Genomic DNA, 19,773 nt, shown 5'->3' with positions numbered 1-19,773 from the left:
TTCCGGGGCGGTCTAACGACGCACCCGGGGGTCGACCAGCGCGTAGGCGAGGTCGACGAGGAGGTTCATGACGACGATGAAGAAGGCGGCGAACAGCACAGCGCCGGTGATCATGGGGACGTCCAGCGTGCCGATGGCGTCGAAGGTGAGCTTGCCCGCGCCGGGCAGGCCGAAGACCGACTCGATGACCACGACGCCGCCGAGGAAGTAGCCCAGGTCCATGCCGAGCATCGTCAGCAGCGGGCTGAGCACGTTGCGCAGGCAGTGCCGCAGCAGCACGACCCGCTCGGGCATCCCCTTGGCCCGGGCCATCTGCACGTACGGGCTGCGCAGCGCCTCCAGCATGTTGGTGCGGGTGAGCCGGGCGTACCAGGCCGCTCCGCCGAGGCCGAGGGTGAAGCTGGGCAGGATCAGGTAGTTGATGTACGGCGCCGCGTAGCCGGACAGCGGGAACAGGTTGAACTTGAACGCCAGCACGTAGAGCAGCAGGAGGCCGACCCAGAACGGCGGAGCGGACAGGCCGACCAGGGTGGCCAGCGTGGTGACCCGGTCGGCGAGCTTGCCCGGCCGGTACGCGGCCAGGATCCCGACCGGGATGCCCAGCAGCGCCTCCCAGAGCACGCCGAGGACGGCCAGCGCGGCGCTGATCGGCAGGGCACGCAGGATCGCCGACGCGACCGGAGTGTCCTGGAGCGCGTAGCTGGTGCCCAGGTCGCCGTGGAAGAGCCCGACCAGGTAGCGCCAGTACTGATAGCCGATCGAGCGGTCCAGGCCGAGCTGGTGGTGGATCGACGCCACGGTGTCGACGCTGGCGTTCGGGCCGGCGATCAGCCGGGCCGGGTCGCCGGGCACCACGTGGGTCAGGACGAAGGCGAGAGTCACCACTCCGAACAGGACGATGACCGCCTGCGGGATGCGGCGCAGCAGGAACCGGGTCATCAGCGGCGCTCCGGTGCGGTCGGGTCGAGGAGGTCGCGCAGCCAGTCACCGGCGAGGTTGAAGGCGAGCACGGTGACGATCAGGCAGACGCCGGGAGCGAACAGCAGCCACGGCGCGATCTGGAAATACTCCTTGCCCTGCTCGATCATCTGGCCCCAGGACGGGGTGGGCACCGGCACGCCGACACCGAGGAACGACAGCGACGCCTCGATCAGGATCGACGACGCGACGCCGAGGGTGGCGTACACGATGATGGTCGGGACTAGATGCGGGAACAGGTGCTTGCGCATGATGCGCCAGTGCGACAGGCCCATCGTGCGGGCGGCGACCACGAACTCCCGCTCGCGCAGGGACAGCACCTGGCTGCGGATGATCCGGGCGAGGGTGGTCCAGTAGATGAGCGCGATGACGATCACCACGTTGCGCTCGCTGGGCCCGGTGACCGAGATCAGCGCGATGCAGAACAGCAGGATCGGGAACGACATCACGACGTCGGTCAGCCGCATCAGGATCGTCTCGACCCAGCCGCCGAGATAGCCGGCGGTGAGCCCGACGAGCACACCGAACACCGTGGCCAGACCGTTGGCCAGGATGCCGATGGTCAGCGACACCCTTGCTCCGTAGAGCAGCCGGGCCAATACGTCTCGGCCGTTGGGGTCGGTGCCGAGCGGGAAGCCGTGCCCGGGGCCGATCGGGGCGCCGTTGGCGGCAAGGCCTTCCTGGTACGTCTGGAGCGGCGGGTGTGACGCCAGCAGCGGGGCGAAGATCGCGGCGAGGGCCAGCAGCACCAGGACCAGGATCGAGATCAGCGCGGGCAGGTCGTGCCGCAGGCTGCCGAGCGCTCGTCGAAGGCCGGTCGGCGCCGCGAGCGGCACGGCTTCGGCGATCGGTGGGGCAGTCATGCTGGGCTCCCCTCGGTCTGGTCGGCGTGGTGGCAGGCGGCCCGGTGCCCGGCGGCGTCGGCTTCCAGCGGCGGGCGTTCGGTCCGGCAGATCTCCGTGGCCAGCGGGCAGCGGGGTGCGAAGGCACAGCCGGTGAGCTCGGCGTCGGCGGGTGGTGCCTCGCCGCGGACGACGCCCCGGCGGTGGCGGCGGCCGGCGCCGGGCTGCGGGATGGCCGCGAGCAGGGCCCGGGTGTACGGGTGGCGCGGGTTGGCGAACACCTCGGCGGAGGTGCCGAGCTCGACGATCCGGCCCTGGTACATGATCGCGACGTCGTCGGCGATGAACCGCAGCGTCGACATGTCGTGCGAGATGAACAGGTACGCCAGCCCGTCGGCCTCCTGGAGGTCCTTGAGCAGATTGAGGATCTGGGCTCGCACCGAGACGTCCAATGCGGACACCGCCTCGTCGCAGACCAGCACCTGCGGGCCGACGGCGAGCGCGCGGGCGATGGAGACCCGCTGCCGCTGGCCCCCGGAGAGCTGGTGCGGGTAGCGGCCCGTGAACGCGGCCGGCAACCCGACCCGTTCGAACAGCTCGCGGGTGCGTGCCACCTGGGCCGGGCGGGGAATGCCGGCCGCGGTCAGCGCCTCGGCCACGTTGTCGCCCACGGTCAGCCGGGGGTTGAGCGAGTCGTACGGGTCCTGGAAGACCATCTGCATGTGCGCGCGGAACTTCCGCAGGGCTCCGCCGCGCAGCGTGGTCACCTCGCGGTCGGCCACCCGCACGGAGCCGGCGGCGGGGTCGTGCACCCGCATCAGGGCGCGCGCGACGCTGCTCTTGCCGGAGCCGGACTCGCCGGCCAGCCCGAGCGTGCGGCCGGCCTCGATGGTGAAGCTCACCGCGTCGACGGCCGTCAACTGGGTGCGCCGGAGAGTGCCTCGGCGGGGGTAGCGCACTGTCAGGTCGTGCACTTCGACGACGGTCATGTTCTTGCCCCCTCGGTGAGCGGGAAGTGGCACGCGGCAGTGGTGTTGGGGCCGACCGGCGCCATCGTTGGAGCCTCGGTCCGGCAGCGGTCCTGGGCGTGCGGGCAGCGGTCGGCGAACGCGCACGAGCCGGTGGGCACGTTGCCGAAGGGCGGCGAGCCGGGCACCGTCGGGAGCCGGCGCGGCAGGTCGCCGTCGAGGCGTGGGATCGAGTCGAGCAGCGCCCGGGTGTACGGGTGCGCGGGCGCGGCCACGATGTCGTCGGTCGGGCCGGCCTCGACGACCTGGCCGGCGTACATCACCATGATCCGGTCGCAGAAGCTGGAGATGACGCCGAGGTCGTGGCTGACCAGGACGGTCGCGGTGTCGTGCCGCTCGGTAAGCTCGTCGAGCAGGTCGAGCACCTGGGCCTGCACGGTGACGTCGAGGGCGGTGGTGGGCTCATCGGCGATGATGAGCTTGGGCGTGCAGGCCGCGGCGATGGCGATGCAGACCCGCTGGCGCATCCCGCCGCTGAACGCGTGCGGGTAGTCGTCGAGCCGGCGCTCGGCGTCGTCGATGCCGACCGTCCGCAGCAGCCGCACCGCCTCCGCGCGGGCCGCCGCCTTACCGAGGCCACGGTGCCGACGCAGTCCTTCGGTGAGCTGCGTGCCGACCCGCAGCAGCGGGTTGAGGCTCGACATCGGGTCCTGGAAGACCATGGCGATGTCGGCGCCGCGCCAGGCGGCCAGCCGGGCCGGGTCGAAACCCAGCACGTCCTGCCCGGCGAACCGGATCCGGCCGCCGACGGTGGCGGTCGGCGGCAGCAGCCGCATCACCGCCTGCGCGGTGACCGACTTGCCGGAGCCGGACTCGCCGACGATGCCGACCCGCTCGCCCGCCTCCACACGCAGGGAGACGCCACGGACCGCGGTGGTCCGGCTGAAGTCGACGGTGAGGTCGTCGACTTCGAGGATGGCTGTCATCGAGATCCTCGGGGTTCGAAGGGGGTGGGTGGCGATGCGACCGCGCCGCGGAAGGGGGTTGGCGGCGCGGCCGCATCGCCTCGGAAGGTCAGCGGCTGCTCTTGCCGTTGGTCTTCCAGTAGTTGGTCATGTCCCAGCCCCAGATCGGCTGCGAGTGGTAGCCGCCGACGGTCTTGCCGAACACCTCGGTCTTGGAGCCGTAGTAGAGCGGCACCACCGGGTTGTCGGCGAGCATCTTCTTGGTCGCCTCGGCGTAGATGGTGTTCGCCTCGTCCACAGTGGAAGCGGCGAGCGCCTTGTTGACCAGGTCGTCGACGTCCTTGTTGCAGTAGAACGGGTAGTTCTGCGCGCCCGGCACGGCCGAGGCGCAGGACAGCAGCGCCTGGTAGAAGTCACTTCCGTCCGGGTAGTCGGCCACCCAGAAGGTCAGCGTCATCGGCGCCTTGTTGGGCGTCGCGGCCAGCTCGAAGAAGGCGCTCTGCTGGATCGGCTGGGCGTCGACCTTGATGCCGATCTTGCCCAGGTCCTGCTGGAGCTGGGGCAGCAGCGCGGTCCACGGGTCGGTGTTCCACGAGTACATCGTGGTCTCGAAACCGTTGGGGTAGCCGGCCTCGGTCAGGAGCTGCTTGGCCTTCGCGATGTCCTGGTCGTGCACCAGCTTCTCGGAGGTGTAGCCGGTGACACCCTTGGGCAGGTACTCGTTGGCCACCTCGCCCTGGCCCGCGACGAGCTTGAGCAGGAAGTTGCGGTCGAACGCGTACGAGACGGCCTCGCGCACCTTCGGGTTGTCGAAGGGCTTCATCTTCGTGTTCATCGTGACGTAGTACGTCGACGGCTTGACGATCGTCTTCGTCTGCGCCTTGAGCGACGCGTCGGTGCTGACCTTCAGGTAGTCGGCGGCCGGGATCGGGTCGCCCATCAGGTCGATCTGACCCTTCTGAAGCTCGAGGAGCTGCACGTGCGGGTCGACGCCGAGTTTCTCGACGACCTTGTCCACATAGGGCTTCGGCGCGTCCCAGTACTTGGCGTTGCGGTTGACCACGATCTCGGAGCCGGGGGTGAAGTGGTCGAGCACGAACGGGCCCGAGCCGATCGGCTTGCTCGCCGAGTCCTTCTCGATGATCGACGCGTGCGGCATCGCCAACACGTACTTGAAGGCGCTGTTCGGCGCGGTCAGCACGATCTGCACGGTGCTGTCGTCGACCGCGGTGATCCCGGCGGCCCCGCCCTTGATGCCGGTCCAGAAGCTGGCCACCGGGGACTTCGTGGCCGGGTCGAGGATCCGGGTGTACGAGTAGACGACGTCGGCGGCGGTGACGGGCTTGCCGTCGCTGAACGTCATGCCGGCGCGCAGCTTCACGGTGTAGGTGAGCCCGTCCTGGCTCACCTGCGGCATGTCCTGCGCGGCCTGCGGCTCGATCTCCATGGTGTCGCCCACGTAGTCGAACAGCCGGTCGTACATCATCCGCATGTTGTTCCAGCAGGTGGCGTCGTAGCACACCGCCGGGTCGAAGGTCTTCGGGTCGCTCTTGTACGCGACGGTCATCGTCTCGCCGAAGCGCGGCTCGGTCGAGCTGCCGGCGGCGGCGCCGGTGTCGGTCGGCGTGCTGTTTCCGGCACAGGCGGCGGTGACCGCGAGGGTGCCGGCGAGCAGCGCGCCGAGAAGGGGCCGGAGGGGTGTGGACTTCATGTGCGCTCCATCTCTTATGTGGGACGGACGTTGAGGGCAGCGGCCAGTTCGGACAGTCCGAGGTCGATGTCCTCGGGCCGGGCGGCCAGTGAAAGGCGCATGCGGGACTCGCCCGCCGCGCCGAAAGCGATACCGGGTGCGAGTGCGACACCCTGGTCACGCAACAGGTCCAGGGCGAACCCAGCACTGTCGGTTATGGAGTGATCAGTGAGCCAGAGGTAGAAGGCGCCGGCGGGGCGAGCGGCTTTGAGCCCGAGGGCGGCCGCGCGTTCGACGGCGACGTCGCGGCGTTCCCGGTACGCCACACGCATCTCGGCGACAGCGTCCTGCGGGCCGGACAGCGCGGCGATCCCGGCGTGCTGGGTCGGTGTGCTGACGCAGGAGGCGGTCGCCTCCTGCACCCGCGCGAGGCCGGCGCCGAGCTGGTCGGCACCGGGTCCGCCGGTCACCGCGTAGCCGAGCCGCCACCCGGTCATCGCATAACTCTTGGACAGGGAGAACACCGTGACTGCCGGGGTCTCCGGTGCGGCGACGGTGAAGGTGGTGGCCGGCTCGTCGAGCCAGAGCTGGTCGTAGCACTCGTCGGAGATGACGCACAGCCCGTGCTCGTTGGCCCAGGCGCCCAGTTCGGCGAGCTGGCCGGCGGTCCACTGGTAGCCCACCGGGTTCGCCGGTGAGTTGACCAGGATCGCCTTGGTGCGCGGGCCGACCAGCGACGCGAGATGGTCGTAGTCGGGCCCGAAGTTGTCTTCTTCGATCAGCCGGTAGCCCTTGGCGGTGGCACCGAGCATCGTGGCGATGGTGGTGAAGTTGGTCCAGCCCGGGTCGGGCACGAGGATGTCGTCGCCCGGTTCCAGGAGCACCTTGTAGGCGGCGGTCAGTGCGCCGACGCCGCCGGCCGTGACGACGACGTTGTTCATCGTCGCGGTCAGGCCGTTGTCGCGGGCCAGTTTCGCGACGACCGCTTCACGCAGGGCGGGCAGCCCGGCACTCGGCCCGTAACGGGTGTGCCCGGCGCGTGCCGCTACGTCCGCCGCCTCGACGATGTGGGCCGGCGTGGCGAAGTCCGGCTCACCGAACTCGAGGTGTACCGCGCCCGGGTGCGCCCAGGCGGCGTTGGCGAGCGCCCGGATGCCGGACGCGGGCGTGTCACGGACCTGCTTCGAAATCCTGTTCACGGCAGGCTCCGCATGAGGCCGCCGTCGCAGGCGAGCAGGCTGGCGGTCACGTAGGAGGACTCGGGGCCGGCGAGGAAGCCGACGAGGGCGGCGAACTCCTCCGGCCGTCCGTACCGCCCGGCCGGGATCGTGGCGATGCTGGCCGCTTTGACACTGGCGGGGTCGGTGCCGGTCCGCTTGGCAGCGGCGGCATCGAGCTGCGCGACCCGGTCGGTGTCGATCCGGCCCGGCACGACACCGTTGACGGTGACGCCGTCTTGGGCGACCTCGCGGCCAAGCGTCTTGATCCAGGCGGCCAGGGCGGCCCGGCCGCTGTTGGAGTAGGTCAGGTGTGGCAGCGGCTCGCGTACCCCCGAGGAGAGCACCGCGATGATCCGGCCGTGCCCGCGCTCGCGCATCCCGGGCAGCAGCCGGGTGGCGAGGTCGATCGGGGTGATCGTGAGCAGTTGAAGCGCGGCGCGCCAGCCGTCGGCGTCGGTCTTGTCGGCCGTGGCCGGCGGCGGGCCGCCGGCGTTGAGCACGAGGATGTCGACGCTCTCGAAGAGCTCTTGGGCTTTCCGGGCCACGGTGGCGGCGGCGTCCGGGTCGGCCGCGTCCGCGGCGACGGTGTGCACGGTGACGCCGTACTCCTGCCGGATCTTGGCCGCCATCGGTGCGAGCCGTTCGGCACTCCGAGACCAGAGCAGCAGATCGTTACCGTGAGCAGCGAGCCGGTTCGCGATCGCCGCTCCGAGACCAGCGCTCGCGCCCCCAACGAGAGCGGTGCTCACTGCAACTCCAAGGGCTCGATGCCGGGCGTGAGGCCGACGCGGGCAAGCACGTCGTCGAGCTCCGCGAGGGTCGCCGGGTCCGGCAGGGGGTTCAGCGCGCGGGTCCGGGCCGTGGCCAGCACGCCGCGCCGGCGCAGCACCTCCTTGCGGATGCCGAGCCCGACCCGCACCTGGCCCTCGAAGACGAGGTAGGGCAGGAACCGGTCGTTGAGCGCCGCGGCCCGCGCGGTGTCGCCAGCTTCGAACGCCAGCCGAATGGCCTTGAGGATCTCCGGGTACGCGAACCCGGTCATCGTCCCGGCCGCACCCCGGCGCAGTTCCGAGTAGGCGCTGACACCACCGAGCCCGCCGAACACGGTCAACCCAGGCCGCTGGGCCAACAACCGCCCGATCTTCGGCGGCGTCGGCGGGTCCTCGAGCTTGACCACGGTGCTGTGCGCGGCGTCCAGCGCGGCCAGCAGCGCGGAGACCGGCATGGTCACACCGGTCGCGGCGGGCTCGTCCTGGACGATCACCGGAATCGGGCTGGTGCCGACGGCGGCGGTGTAGAAGGCGGCGATCTGGTCGGTGTCCCTGAGCAACGTCGGCGCGGCGACCATCACCGCGCTGGCACCCGCGTCGACGGCCCGCGCGACGTTGGCGCGAACCACCGCGGCGGCCGGCGCCGAACAGCCGACAGCGAACGGAATCCGCCCGGCCGCCGCGGTCGCGACGGTGGACAGCACCGTCTCGCGCTCGGCCGAGGTGAGGTCGGCGACCTCACCCATCACACCGAGGATGGTGATGCCGTCGGCGCCCCAGGAGGACGCGGCGTCGACGATCCGCCGCAGGCTGTCCGGGTCGACAGCACCGTCGCCGGTGAACGGCGTGGGGCTGATGTACCAGGTACCGGTCAGGTCCGTCATGTCAGTAGCCCAACTCCCGCTGGTAGACGTTGCGTAGCTCGCGGCCGTCGAGGTAACGGCGCAGGTTGTCGCAGAACAGGTCGGTGATCGCCGCGTTCTCGGTGTCCACGGTGGACGCCGAGTGCGGCGAGACGAGCACGTTGTCGAGGTCCCACAAGGGCGATTCAGCCGGCAGCGGCTCGGTGCCGAACACATCGAGCGCGGCACCGGCCAGCGCGCCGCCGCGCAGCGCCTTTACGAGGGCGGTCTCGTCGACGAGCTGCCCCCGGCCGATGTTGACGACGATCGCGCCGGGCTTGAGCTTGGCGATCCGCTCGGCCGACAGCAGCCCGTCGGTCTGCGCGGTCAACGGCGTGCACAGCACCAGCACGTCGGTCCAGCGCAGCAGGTCGTCGAGCTCGTCGGTCGTGTGCACACCTGCGGCGGCGTCGACCTCGTAGTCCCGACCCGGACGCCCGACCGCGAGCACCCGGGTGCCGAGCGCGGCGAAGCTGGCCACCACCTGCCGGCCGATCCCCCCAAGCCCGACGACGGTGACGGTGCGGCCGGCCAGCCGGCTGGTGGTGTAGCGCTGCCAGTGGTGCGCGGCCTGCTGCGCCCGCAGGTGCGGAACACCCTTGACGAAGTGCAGAGCCCCCAGCACCGCGAACTCGGCGAGGGGGACGGCGTGGATCCCGGCCGCGGTGGTGAACGTCAGGCCGGTGCGGTCGAGCCCGGTGCGCTGGACGAAGCCCCCGATGCCGGCGCTGGTCGCCTGAACCCACCGCAGCCCCGGCGCCCGCGTCGCCAGGTCGGCAGGCGCCTGCCAGTCGAAGTCGAACGACACATCGGCGCCGGCAAGGGCCCGCTCCCAGCGGTCCTGCTGAGCCGAGGTGAGCTGGCGCGGAGTGCCGACGTGGTCGCAGACGTAGCGCGGAACCGGAACGATCTCCGGCTCGTAGCTGACGTCGATCCTCGGATCCACATCAGCGATGCGTTGGACCAGATCGGGTTCGAGGTAGGTGGCGATCAGAACGCCAAGCCGCGCGGACATGATCAGGACCGTAATGGTCACCGCCGACTGTCGACAATCGGTAGGCGACACTTTTCTTGCCCGCCAGGCAAGAAAAATTTCACCTGTATGTCATGCAAAACGGTCACTCAGGCGGGAAAGGACGCCCACCCAGGGCCCCGTCCCGCCGAGCTAACCAAGCCGAGACGAACGTCCCGGCGCCGTCCGGCGGTGGCCCGAGCCGCGGTTTGCCCGGGCGAAATACATGCTCCGGGATGTACGCACATGCCAGACCATGTACGCCGCCCGGCGAAGGGTCCTCACCGGTCTCCGGGGGTGTCGCCGGAGGGCAATCCGCCCGATCGAAACCGGGCGGTCGGGTCGAGCCGGACTTCGCGGCGGTATCGCCTGCCGGCGACCGACCCGAGCCGACGCCGAGCGGTCAGGGTCGAGCCGCACGACGAACCGGTCGAACAACTCCTGGGACCGGCCAGCGAGCCACCCGACCGACACCAGGCAGTCAGAACTGAGCCGCACGCCAACCCCGAGCGAACAGCTCTAGAGCGGGCGCGCATCGCGGCGGTGTGATCCGGCGCGGGCGGCAGGGCTGCCGGCTCATGAATATCTATGGGCCCTGTGCCGGCGGCGGTTGGGTCATTTGCGACGCGCCGCCGGCGGCCCCGACAGGGGTGTGCCGTGACACCGCGACTGCTCGCGAGGATCGGCCCATGATCAAGTGCAGCCGAGCGACAAGCTGAGGACACCCGCGCATGATCATGTGTCGCTGGTCGAGTTCTCGCACGGCGCGTCGACCCGACCATGCACACTCGATCATGCCCGACACGCCCGTTCCCCCAGACACACGACACATGATCATGGGGGCGACAGTTCGGTCTACTGACCACCAACCGCCAGCCACCCGCCGCGTCTTGGCCTCTCGCGGGCCGCGACGGTCGGCAGGTCAGGGACCAAGGGCTACGACGACGGGCTGTCGGTCTCCCGGTGTGGCAGGGACGCTGTGTGGCCGAAGAAGTTGCGGATCTCGGAGACCACGCGGTCGAAGTCGTCGAGGTCTATGGGCTTTGTGACGTATGCGTTCGCGTGTGAGCGGTAGCTGGCCACTATGTCCGGGGTCGCCGCGGACGTCGTGAAGACGATCGCCGGGATGGACCTCAGGTCGTCGTCGTGTTTGATCTGGTCCAGTACCTGCCGGCCGTCTACCCGCGGCATGTTGAGGTCGAGCAGGATCAGGTCCGGGCGCGGCGCATCCGCGAACCCGTTCTCCCGCCGCAGGAACGCCAAGGCGTCGGCTCCGTCGGCCACGTGGTGCAGCGTGCTGGAGACGCTGTGGTCCGCGAAGGCGTTCTCCACCAGTGCGAGGTCGCCGAGGTCGTCCTCGACCACGAGCACCTGGAGTAATGACTGGTCACTGGCCATGGCTCTCGGCCCTTCGATCGGTGGTGCGCGATGATGACGGCCGAGCCGATACGGCCATGGTGGCACGACCCGAAGGTCATCACTAGGCTGCCGCGCATGACCAGCCGGGTTGGCGACATTGTGATCGACTGCGCGGACCCGGAACTGCTCGCCGCCTTCTGGTCTGGCGTGCTCGGCTATCGGATCTTCGCCCGGGACGAGACCGGCGTGGCGATCCGCGGCGCGACCGTCAGCCCCGACATCCTGTTCATCCGCGTACCCGAGGTCAAGTCAGCGAAGAACCGCCTGCACTTCGATGTCTGCCCTACCGACGGCGACCAGGCCCAGGAGCTGGACCGGCTGCTCGCCCTCGGCGCCCGCCGCTCCCCCATCCAGGCCGGCGGCTCTTGGGTGGTCCTCGAAGACCCCGAGGGCAACGAGTTCTGCCTGATGGCCAAGCGCATTGCCGCCGAGCCCGAGCCCTTCCACGAGCCCTGAAAGAACTCAGCGCCAGTCTTCGATCGTCTCCACCGCCAGCCCGCCGAAGAGGCGTACGTCGTCCGGGTCCGCCTCGCCGATCTCGAACACGCTGTCGCTGACCACCGTGACGATGTCGCCGACCCGGATGGCCAGGAGATAGTCCGAGTCATTGCCCTGGCTCCACTCGCTGCGCCGCTCCACGAGGATCGCCTCGTCGCCGTCGTCCGGTGGGTTCAGGGTCTCCAGCGTGTACGTGATTCCTTCCGACTCGTACGAGTCGCAGCCGTTCAGCTCCGACCGCAGCCGGTCCATGGCCTTGGCGGCTCTGCCCGGCCCGTACGCCGAGATCGCCTGGACGACGACCCCCTCGATCGCGTTGTCGTCGACCTGGGACGGCGACTGGTAGTAGCTCTCCCGCACCCGACGGGCGGTGACGGTCGAATCGTCGGCGAGCGGGTCGGCGCAGAACTTGGTGACCGGGAAATCCGCCGGCTTGTTGACGGCCGCGTGCACCGTGCGCCGTTCACTCGGGATCGCGAAGAACGCCCGGCCCGGAATGCTGGTGATCGTCGGCGGCACCGAGCTCACGCTGGGCGAGGTCGGCGGCGCGGACGTCCGGGACGGGCCGGGCGTCGGGCTCGGCGAGAAGCTCGGCGTGGGGGTCACCGGCGGTGGGACGATCGGGTCCGGCGGCGCCGTGGCCCCGCGGAACACGCCCGCACCCGCGGCGGCGACCACGACCACGCCGGCCGACACGAGCACCGCCATCCGGCGCCGGGCCCGGCGGTCCGCGCCTCGGCGCAGGTCGGCCGCGTCGGTCAGGCCTCGTGCGTCCACGTCGCCCGCGAACTCGGCGAATCGGCTCTCGAGGTCACGCATCACGTACCCCCAGGTCCGTGTCGGTGTCGGTTTCGGTGAGCACCGCGGCGAGCCGTTCCCGGCCGCGCGCCAGCCACGACTTCACGGTGTTCGTCCCGGCGCCCGTCTCGGCCGAGATCTGCTCGACGGACAGGTCGCAGAGGTAGTGCAGGGCCAGCGCCCGGCGGTGGTTGGCCGGCAGGTCGCGCAGCGCGGCGACCAGCACGACGGTGTTCTCGCTCGGCGGCGGTGCGGTCGGCGGTGGTCCGCTGCGGCGCAGCGCCCCGGCCAGCCCGCCGAGCCGCCGCCAGCGGTCGGTGGCCAGCCGGCTGATCACCAGGCGCACCCACGCTTCGGGGGCCGGATGGTCGGCCACCGTCTCCCAACGGCGCCAGGCCCGCGCGTACGCCTCCTGCACCGCGTCCTGGGCCTCGCCGTGATCTCCCACGACGACCACCGCATACCGCAGCGTCCGGGCCGCGGTCGCCCGGTAGAACTCGTCGAAACTGGGCGCGTCGCGCACCGGCCGCCTCTTCCCTGTGTGTCCCCCTTCTTACGGCCCACGGTCGAACTAGGTTGCACCCGAGGCGAAGCCGGTCACACCGACCGGGCGATTAGGGATACATTGGTGCGCATGTCCCGACGTCTGGGTTTCGTCGCGGTCCTGACCATTTGCGCGCTCGGCCTCGCGGCCTGCGGCTCCAACGCGCCCGAGGCCGCGGCGCCCGCGCCCACAGAGACCGCGGCTCCGCACGGCGGCCACAGCGCGTCACCCCCGCCGAGGGCGCAGCCGTTGCGCGGCGGCGAGCGGTTCGTCGACACCGGACTCGCGCGACCGTTCACTCCGGACCCGCCCGGTGACGACGCCGACGAATATCGGTGCTTTGTGGTCGACCCGAAGCTCACCGAGACCGCGTACCTGACCGGCAGCCAGTTCCGGCCCGAAAACCGCGACATCGTGCACCACGCGATCTTCTTCCAGATCCCGGCGGAGGACGCCGATCGGGTACGCGCACACGACGCGGCCACCGACGGCGACGGCTGGCAGTGTTTCGGCGATGCCGGCATCGGCGACGACCCCGCGTGGGTGGCGAGTTGGGCGCCCGGCGTCGGCGAGACCATCTTCCCGACCGGCGTCGGCTTCGAGCTGAGCCCGGGCAGCCTGCTGGTCATGCAGATCCACTACAGCCTGCTGGCCACCGGCGGCGCACCCGGCGGGGCCGACCGGTCCGGCATTCGCCTGCGGCTGGCCGGCGGCAAGCTGACTCCGCTGCACACCACGCTGCTGCCCGCCCCCATCGAGCTGCCCTGCGCCGCCGGCGAGAAGGGCCCGCTCTGCGACCGGGACCGCGCGGTCGCCGACGTGGTGCGCCGGTTCGGCGACCAGGCCGGCCAGACCGTGGACGGCCTCGCCCGACTCTGCGGCGGCGCCCCCGAGCCCGGGCCGACGCAGTCCTGCACGCGCCGGGTCTTCCGGACCGCCACGCTTTACGGGATCGGCGGCCACATGCACCTGCTGGGTCGCTCGATCAAGGTCGAGCTCAACCCCGGCACGCCGGGCGCCCGCACCCTGCTCGACATGCCCGCGTTCGACTTCGACGACCAGGCCATCCGCCCGGTCGGCGAGGGGGTCACGGTCAAACCCGGCGACACGTACCGCGTGACCTGCACCCACGACGCGGGCCTGCGACAGAAGCTGCCCGCGCTGCGCAAGCTCCCGCCCCGCTACGTGGTCTGGGGCGAGGGCACGGCCGACGAGATGTGCCTGGCCATCGTGATCGAGGCGCGGGCATCCTGACCGCACGCATCGCCCGCCACGAGGCCGTCTCGGCGGCGTTGGCCCGGCTCACCGACGACGAGCTCGCGCACCGGGTGGCGTCGGCCCACGCGATCGGCACGGGGATCGGCGGCGAGGTGGCCAGCCTCGACGTCGCCGGCGCGGCGGTGTTCGTCAAACGGATCCCGCTCAGCGACCTCGAACGGGCCAACGCGTTGTCCACCGCGAACCTGTTCGACCTTCCGCCGTTCTGCCAGTACGGCGTCGGCGAGATCGGCAGCCCAGGCTTCGGCGCCTGGCGCGAGCTGGCCGCCAACCAACTGGCGACCGGCTGGGTGCTGGCCGGACGGACCGCGGCGTTCCCGCTGCTGCATCACTGGCGGGTGCTGCCCGGTGCCGCATCGCCGCCCGCGGAGCATGCCGATGTCGCGGCCGCCGTCGCCTACTGGGGCGGCGCACCGGGAGTCGGCCACCGGCTGCGGGCCCGTGCGACGGCCACGACGAGCATCGTGCTGTTCCAGGAGCACGTGCCGTGGAGCCTGCACGGGTGGCTGCACGACCGGCTGGCCGCCGGACCGGACGCGCTCGCCGCCGCCGTTCGCATGGTGTGCCGGGCGCTGCTCGCCGACGTCGGCTTCATGAACGCCAACGGGCTGCTGCATTTCGATGCCCACTTCGGCAACGTGCTCACCGACGGCCGCCGGCTCTACTTCGCGGACCTGGGACTGGCCACGTCGCCGGCGTTCGCCCTGTCTTCCGACGAGCGCGATTTCGTCGACCACCACGCCACGCACGACCGCTGCTACACGCTCGCCCAGCTCGTCAACTGGCTGGTCACGCACGCCGCCGGGGTGCCGGACCCGGTCGCACGCAACGACTACATCCGGGCCTGCGCCGCCGGTGCCGCGCCTGCCGGGCTGGAGTCACCACTCGCGGCCGTGGTCAGCCGATACGCGCCGGTCGCGGTGGTGTTCAACGACTTCTTCTGGGACCTGTGGGGCACGAGCCGGACGACTCCGTACCCGGCGGCGGACGCGGCCCGCGCGATGGCCGACGCGGAGGAAATCGAGGTAGCTTCACGGTTACCCCCCAGTTAAGGAGACACCGTGCCCCTGAGCGGTGAGTACGCCCCCAGCCCCAGTGATTGGGCCCGCAAGCAGGCCGAGCTGTTCGAGAGCACCGAGGGTGCGGAAGGCAACACGCTGCGTGGTCGTCCGATCATCCTGCTGACCTCGGTCGGCGCCAAAAGCGGCAAGATCCGCAAGACGCCCCTGATGCGGGTCGAGCACGAAGGCGAGTACGCGGTGGTCGCCTCGAAGGGTGGCGCGCCGACCCACCCCGTCTGGTACCACAACCTCGTCGCCCACCCGCACGTCGAGCTTCAGGACGGGGCGGTCCGCAAGGACTACGTGGCCCGCGTGGCGACCGGCGACGAGCGCGCGGCCTGGTGGCAGCGGGCCACCGCGACCTGGCCGGACTACGACGAGTACCAGACGAAGACCGACCGGCTGATCCCGATCTTCGTGCTGACCCCGAAGGCGTAAGGCCCCTTCGAATCGAAGGGCGACCCCGACCAGGGGTCGCCCTTCGCGCGTGTCGGATAGGCCCTATGTCCGGATTTGCGGTAAACGAAGAGCATGCGACGACGGACGATCCTGCGTGCTCTTGGTCTCGCCGCCGGTGCCGGGGCGCTGGGCACACCGGCGACCGCGGCACCGCTGCCCTGGGCCGACTTCGACCGGCAGGTCCGGGCCGAGTTCGGTCGCGAGCGACTGGTCGGCGCCGCGGTGGCGATCGTCAGCGCCGACCGCGTGCTGCACCGGTTGACCCTCGGCCACACCGACCCGGGCCGGCGAACGGCCATCTCACCGCGTACGCACTTCCTGGTCGCCTCGACCACCAAGTCGATGTCGTCGCTGCTCGCCGCGACCTATGTGGACGACGGCGTCATCGGCTGGGACCAGCGGGCCGTCGACGCCTGGTCCGGGTCCCGCGCGCCGACGCCGGAGCTCACCCGGACGCTGCGGGTGCGCGACCTGCTCGGCATGGGCACGGGCATCGGCGAGCCGCCGGCGCTCTCCGCGCTGCACGAGGGCTACCCGACCGCCGAGCAACTGCTCCAACAGGTCGTCAACCTGCCGGTCGAGGCACCGCCGGAAACCCGTTGGATCTACAACAACACGGTGTACGCCACCGGCGGCTACCTGCCGCTGCTCGCCTCGGGCGTGCGACCCGCCGACGTCGCGGCCGCCTGGGTCGAGGCGATCCGCACGCGCCTGTTCGCACCGGCCGGCATGACCGGCAGCACGATCGCCGACGACCCGCGCGGCGTGGTCGCCGACTACAGCCGGGGCAACGGCGTCGACATCTTCGGCAACACCAATGTCCTGCCGTACGGCCCGGTCGGCAGCTACGCACCGGCCGGCGGCACGCTGTCCACACTGGACGACATGGCCAGCTACGTACGCCTGCAACTGCGTCGCGGCCGCTCGGTGACCGGCCGGCGGGTGGTCTCGGCCGCGAACCTCGCCGAGTGCTGGAAGCCGCACGTGGACGTGCCCATCGACCCGGTCCTCGACCCGGACGGCGTCGCGCAGGGCTATGGCATGGGCTGGATCCGCGAGCGGTTCACCGACGGCACGTCGCTCGTCTGGCACAACGGGGCGATCGACGGCTTCACCGCGTACATCGGCTTCCTGCCCGAACGCGACCTCGGACTGGTCGTGCTCAACAACATCAACCCGGAACCGACGGGCCTGTTCCTCTACCTCTACGCGCTCAACGCGATCCTCAGCGGCCGGTTCGGCCTCAACGAGGGCGTGCCGCCGAAGGTCAGCGCGGCGGCGGCGCGGGCGCGCGAGAGTTTGACCGCGAAAGGCCCCACGACGCACCCGGTCGACCCGCGCCGGGTCGGGCCGTGGCTGGGCTACTACGAGGGCGGCTACCTGCTGACGCTGGAGAAGTCGCGACTGGTCCTGCACCTGCAGTCCCGCCGCTTCGACCTGCGCTGGGTACGCGGCGAGACCTACCTCATGGCCGACGGCCTGCTGCCCGGCTCGACCGTGCTGCTGCGCCGCGACCCGGACGGCACTCCGACACTCGCGGTCGCCGGCGTCGAAACGGTCCGTCGCGAAGTGGGCCCGAACTGACCCGTTTATGACCAATTTCCAGTGGGAATGGAAGTCGCCATGATGCGCGACAGTTCCGCCGCCCTTCTGGTCAAGGGCTATGCCTGGCTGCCGGACAGCCGCCGAGGCAGCGCCGACGGTGTGGTCGAGACGCGGTTGCTGGGTCGGCGGGCGTACGGCATCGGCGGGCCGTCGGCCGCCCGCTTCTTCTACGACGAGCGGCACGTGCGCCGCACCGGCGCCGTCCCGGGTTCCGTCCAGGCGACCCTGTTCGGGCGCGGCGCGGTGCACACGCTCGACAGCCTGGAGCACCGGCACCGCAAGGCCATGTTCCTGACGCTGTTCACCACCGACCGGATCGCCGACCTCGTCGCGGAGACCGGCGCCGCCTGGGACACCGCCGCGCCAGGCTGGGTCGGTCGGCCGGTGTCACTCCTCGACGCGGCCGCCGCGGTCCTGGCCGACGGGGTCGCCCGCTGGATGGGCCTTCCACCGGACGGCGACCTGGCCGGGGACTGCGTCGCCATGGTCGACGGATTCGCCACCGCCGGGCAGCGGCACTGGCAGGCCCGGGCCGCGCGGCGGCGCCAGGAGCAGCGACTGTCCGACGTGGTGGCGACCCTGCGCGACGGCCGCGCGGGCGGCGACACCCCGCTGGAGGTCATCGCACGGCACCGCGCCGACGACGGCCACCTGCTCACGCGGGGAACCGCCGCCGTCGAGATCCTCAACATCGCGCGGCCCACGGTCGCGGTCAGTTGGCTCGTCGCGTTCGCCGCGCACGCCCTGCACCGCTGGCCCGACCACCGGGATCCTCTGCGGTCCGGCGACCGCGCGTTCGCGGAGGCGTTCGCCCACGAGGTCCGCCGGTTCTACCCCTTCGCGCCGTTCGTCGGCGGCCGGGCGGCCGGCGACGTCGAGTTCGCCGGGCACGCCATCCCGACAGGCTCGCTGATCCTGCTCGACCTGTACGGGCAGAACCACGACCCGGCGCTGTGGAAGGACCCGTACCGCTTCGACCCGGAGCGGTTCCTCGGCCCGGACGCGGAGGCCGCGCGGGACCCGTTCACCCTCGTGTCGCAGGGCGCCGGCAACCCCGCCGCCGGCCACCGCTGCCCAGGCGAGCCGAACACGGTCGCGCTGCTGTCCGACCTCGCGATCCGGGTGGCCTGCCTGGACTACGACGTGCCGCCACAGGACCTCGACATTCCCCTGGACCGCGTACCGACCCGACCACGGGACGGCATGATCGTCGTACCCCGTTAGTCAGAGGCTCGCCCGAAGCTCGCGTTTGAGGAGCTTTCCGGTCGCGCTCTTGGGCAGCGTGTCCAGCACCCGCACCTCGCGCGGGCACTTGTAGTCGGCCAGCCGGGTCCGGCAGTAGGCGATCAGCTCGGCGGGGTCCAGGTCGGCGCCCGGCCGCACGGAGACCACCGCGACGATCTCCTCGCCGAGCCGCTCGTCGGGTCGGCCGACCACCGCCGCCTCGGCCACGGCCGGGTGGCCGTAGAGGACCTCTTCCACCTCGCGTGGGTACACGTTGAAACCGCCCCGGATGATCAGGTCCTTGATCCGGTCGACCACGTAGAGGAAACCGTCCGGGTCGCGGTAGCCCAGGTCGCCGGTGTGCAGCCAGCCGTCCCGGATCGTCTCCGCGGTGGCCTCGGGGTTGCCGTGGTAGCCCTTCATCACCACGTGGCCGCGGACCAGCAGCTCGCCAACCTCGCCGGTCGGCACCTCCGCGCCGTCCGATGCCGCGACCCGCACGTCGACACCCCAGATCGGCCGGCCGATGGAGAGGATGCGGCGGTCGTCGACGCCCGGGTTCATCGTCGCGGTGCTGCCGGTCTCGGAGAGCCCGTAGCCCTCCAGCACCGTGATGCCGAACTTCTCCTCGACGCCCTTGAGCACCGCCTCGGGCATGGACGCGCCGCCGCACGAACCGAGCCGCAGCGCCGACAGGTCGCGGTCGCCGGTGTCGGCGTTGAGCAGGGCGTGGTACATGGTCGGCACTCCGGCGAGGATGCTGACCCGGTGGTCGTGCAGCGCGTCGAGCACGAGCTCCACGTCGAAACGGGGCACGGCCACGATCGTGCCGCCCTTGCGGATCGCCACGTTGACCACACTGGACAGTCCGTACACGTGGAAGAACGGGAGCACCGCGAGCGCCACGTCATCGGGTCCGCTGTCGAACCGCTCGCCGGACAGCGAACAGTTCAGATAGAGCTGGAAGTGGGTCAGCTCCGCGCCCTTGGGCCGGCCGGTCGTGCCGCTCGTGTAGATGATGACCGCGGTGTCGTCGGCGTTCGTGGTGGCCGCGTAGGGCAGCGGGTCCGGGTCGCCCAGGTAGTCGGATCGGTCGGGGTTGAGCACCGGGACGCCGTTTACCTCGCCGGCCGACAGGTCGCCGGCGACCACCACGCGGGCGCCGCTGTCGTTGACGATGTGCGCGACTTCGGCGGCCTTCAGCAACGGGTTCATCGGCACCGCGACCAGGCCGGCCTTGAGAATGCCGAAGTAGCACTCGAGAAACTCGACGCGGTTGGGCAGCATCAGCGCCACCCGGTCGCCGGGTGACGCGTGCCGCAGCAGTCCGGCCGCGGCCCGGTCGGCGGCCGCGTCGAGCTCGGCGAAGCTGACCTTGCGATCACCGAAGATGACCGCGGTCTTGTCGGGGTCGCGGCGGGCGGACTCGCGGAGGATCACGCTGAGGTTGAACGTCACGGCGGTGCCTCCCAGGGGACGACGAGATCCGTCGATTCTCGCCGAACCCGCGCCGGATAACACCTGCTGAATGTCACCGCGA

At 71.0% G+C, this 19,773-nt stretch carries 19 protein-coding genes; 6 read left to right on the top strand and 13 right to left on the bottom strand.

Going from position 1 to position 19,773, the window contains the following annotated elements; genetic code table 11:
- Positions 1 to 12 precede the first annotated feature (12 nt).
- From BLV39_RS37810 to BLV39_RS37765, 10 genes are all read right to left on the bottom strand, one after another.
- Positions 13 to 939 carry an ABC transporter permease gene (locus BLV39_RS37810; RefSeq protein WP_090803318.1) on the bottom strand — a complete coding sequence of 309 codons (927 nt, stop codon included), beginning with the start codon at positions 937 to 939 and terminating at the stop codon, positions 13 to 15.
- Complete coding sequence (locus BLV39_RS37805; protein ID WP_090803316.1) at positions 939 to 1,841, bottom strand: ABC transporter permease; 903 nt, start codon at positions 1,839 to 1,841, stop codon at positions 939 to 941. The genes BLV39_RS37810 and BLV39_RS37805 overlap by 1 nt, the downstream gene beginning before the upstream one ends.
- Positions 1,838 to 2,809, bottom strand: coding sequence for an ABC transporter ATP-binding protein (locus tag BLV39_RS37800; protein ID WP_090803313.1), 972 nt, complete (start codon positions 2,807 to 2,809; stop codon positions 1,838 to 1,840). Before BLV39_RS37800 ends, BLV39_RS37805 begins: the two co-directional genes overlap by 4 nt.
- Positions 2,806 to 3,774, bottom strand: coding sequence for an ABC transporter ATP-binding protein (locus tag BLV39_RS37795; RefSeq protein WP_090803311.1), 969 nt, complete (start codon positions 3,772 to 3,774; stop codon positions 2,806 to 2,808). The genes BLV39_RS37800 and BLV39_RS37795 overlap by 4 nt, the downstream gene beginning before the upstream one ends.
- 88 nt (positions 3,775 to 3,862) lie before the next feature.
- Positions 3,863 to 5,464 carry an ABC transporter substrate-binding protein gene (locus tag BLV39_RS37790; protein WP_090803308.1) on the bottom strand — a complete coding sequence of 534 codons (1,602 nt, stop codon included), beginning with the start codon at positions 5,462 to 5,464 and terminating at the stop codon, positions 3,863 to 3,865.
- 14 nt (positions 5,465 to 5,478) lie between these two features.
- On the bottom strand, positions 5,479 to 6,642 hold the full coding sequence (locus tag BLV39_RS37785) for a pyridoxal phosphate-dependent aminotransferase (RefSeq protein ID WP_176985293.1): 1,164 nt from the start codon (positions 6,640 to 6,642) through the stop codon (positions 5,479 to 5,481).
- On the bottom strand, positions 6,639 to 7,412 hold the full coding sequence (locus tag BLV39_RS37780; protein WP_090803303.1) for an SDR family oxidoreductase: 774 nt from the start codon (positions 7,410 to 7,412) through the stop codon (positions 6,639 to 6,641). The genes BLV39_RS37785 and BLV39_RS37780 overlap by 4 nt, the downstream gene beginning before the upstream one ends.
- A complete protein-coding gene (locus BLV39_RS37775; RefSeq protein WP_090803300.1) occupies positions 7,409 to 8,317 on the bottom strand; it encodes a dihydrodipicolinate synthase family protein in 909 nt (302 codons plus the stop codon). Before BLV39_RS37775 ends, BLV39_RS37780 begins: the two co-directional genes overlap by 4 nt.
- Before the next feature lies 1 nt (position 8,318).
- Positions 8,319 to 9,350: a D-2-hydroxyacid dehydrogenase gene (locus BLV39_RS37770; RefSeq protein ID WP_239084025.1), complete on the bottom strand. Its 1,032-nt coding sequence runs from the start codon at positions 9,348 to 9,350 to the stop codon at positions 8,319 to 8,321.
- Positions 9,351 to 10,283: 933 nt separating this feature from the next.
- Positions 10,284 to 10,745: a response regulator gene (locus BLV39_RS37765; protein ID WP_090803299.1), complete on the bottom strand. Its 462-nt coding sequence runs from the start codon at positions 10,743 to 10,745 to the stop codon at positions 10,284 to 10,286.
- A gap of 96 nt (positions 10,746 to 10,841) precedes the next feature.
- Between BLV39_RS37765 and BLV39_RS37760 the strand changes: the two genes are divergently transcribed.
- A complete protein-coding gene (locus BLV39_RS37760) occupies positions 10,842 to 11,222 on the top strand; it encodes a VOC family protein (protein WP_090804055.1) in 381 nt (126 codons plus the stop codon).
- Positions 11,223 to 11,228: 6 nt separating this feature from the next.
- On the opposite strand, the gene BLV39_RS43390 is transcribed toward BLV39_RS37760, so the two are convergent.
- Positions 11,229 to 12,083: a hypothetical protein gene (locus tag BLV39_RS43390; RefSeq protein ID WP_090803297.1), complete on the bottom strand. Its 855-nt coding sequence runs from the start codon at positions 12,081 to 12,083 to the stop codon at positions 11,229 to 11,231.
- Positions 12,076 to 12,585: a sigma-70 family RNA polymerase sigma factor gene (locus BLV39_RS37750; protein ID WP_090803294.1), complete on the bottom strand. Its 510-nt coding sequence runs from the start codon at positions 12,583 to 12,585 to the stop codon at positions 12,076 to 12,078. The genes BLV39_RS43390 and BLV39_RS37750 overlap by 8 nt, the downstream gene beginning before the upstream one ends.
- 111 nt (positions 12,586 to 12,696) lie before the next feature.
- On the opposite strand from BLV39_RS37750, the gene BLV39_RS37745 reads away from it, so the two are divergent.
- The 5 genes from BLV39_RS37745 to BLV39_RS37725 all read left to right on the top strand — a co-directional run bounded on the left by BLV39_RS37745 (position 12,697) and on the right by BLV39_RS37725 (position 18,233).
- Positions 12,697 to 13,860: a monooxygenase gene (locus tag BLV39_RS37745; RefSeq protein WP_090803292.1), complete on the top strand. Its 1,164-nt coding sequence runs from the start codon at positions 12,697 to 12,699 to the stop codon at positions 13,858 to 13,860.
- Positions 13,824 to 14,936, top strand: coding sequence for a protein kinase family protein (locus tag BLV39_RS37740; protein ID WP_204082963.1), 1,113 nt, complete (start codon positions 13,824 to 13,826; stop codon positions 14,934 to 14,936). Before BLV39_RS37745 ends, BLV39_RS37740 begins: the two co-directional genes overlap by 37 nt.
- Positions 14,937 to 14,945: 9 nt before the next feature.
- Positions 14,946 to 15,383 carry a nitroreductase family deazaflavin-dependent oxidoreductase gene (locus BLV39_RS37735; RefSeq protein WP_090803290.1) on the top strand — a complete coding sequence of 146 codons (438 nt, stop codon included), beginning with the start codon at positions 14,946 to 14,948 and terminating at the stop codon, positions 15,381 to 15,383.
- Between the two features lie 93 nt (positions 15,384 to 15,476).
- Positions 15,477 to 16,988, top strand: coding sequence for a serine hydrolase domain-containing protein (locus BLV39_RS37730; RefSeq protein WP_090803288.1), 1,512 nt, complete (start codon positions 15,477 to 15,479; stop codon positions 16,986 to 16,988).
- A gap of 39 nt (positions 16,989 to 17,027) precedes the next feature.
- Complete coding sequence (locus tag BLV39_RS37725) at positions 17,028 to 18,233, top strand: cytochrome P450 (RefSeq protein WP_090804048.1); 1,206 nt, start codon at positions 17,028 to 17,030, stop codon at positions 18,231 to 18,233.
- Here BLV39_RS37725 and BLV39_RS37720 read toward each other — a convergent pair whose 3' ends face one another.
- Positions 18,234 to 19,691: a long-chain-fatty-acid--CoA ligase gene (locus BLV39_RS37720; RefSeq protein ID WP_090803285.1), complete on the bottom strand. Its 1,458-nt coding sequence runs from the start codon at positions 19,689 to 19,691 to the stop codon at positions 18,234 to 18,236.
- Between the last annotated feature and the right edge of the window lie 82 nt (positions 19,692 to 19,773).

The sequence above is a fragment of the Asanoa ishikariensis genome, from assembly GCF_900107455.1.
In the GTDB taxonomy this organism is placed as follows: domain Bacteria; phylum Actinomycetota; class Actinomycetes; order Mycobacteriales; family Micromonosporaceae; genus Asanoa; species Asanoa ishikariensis.
This window is presented reverse-complemented; position numbering and strand designations above follow the sequence as displayed.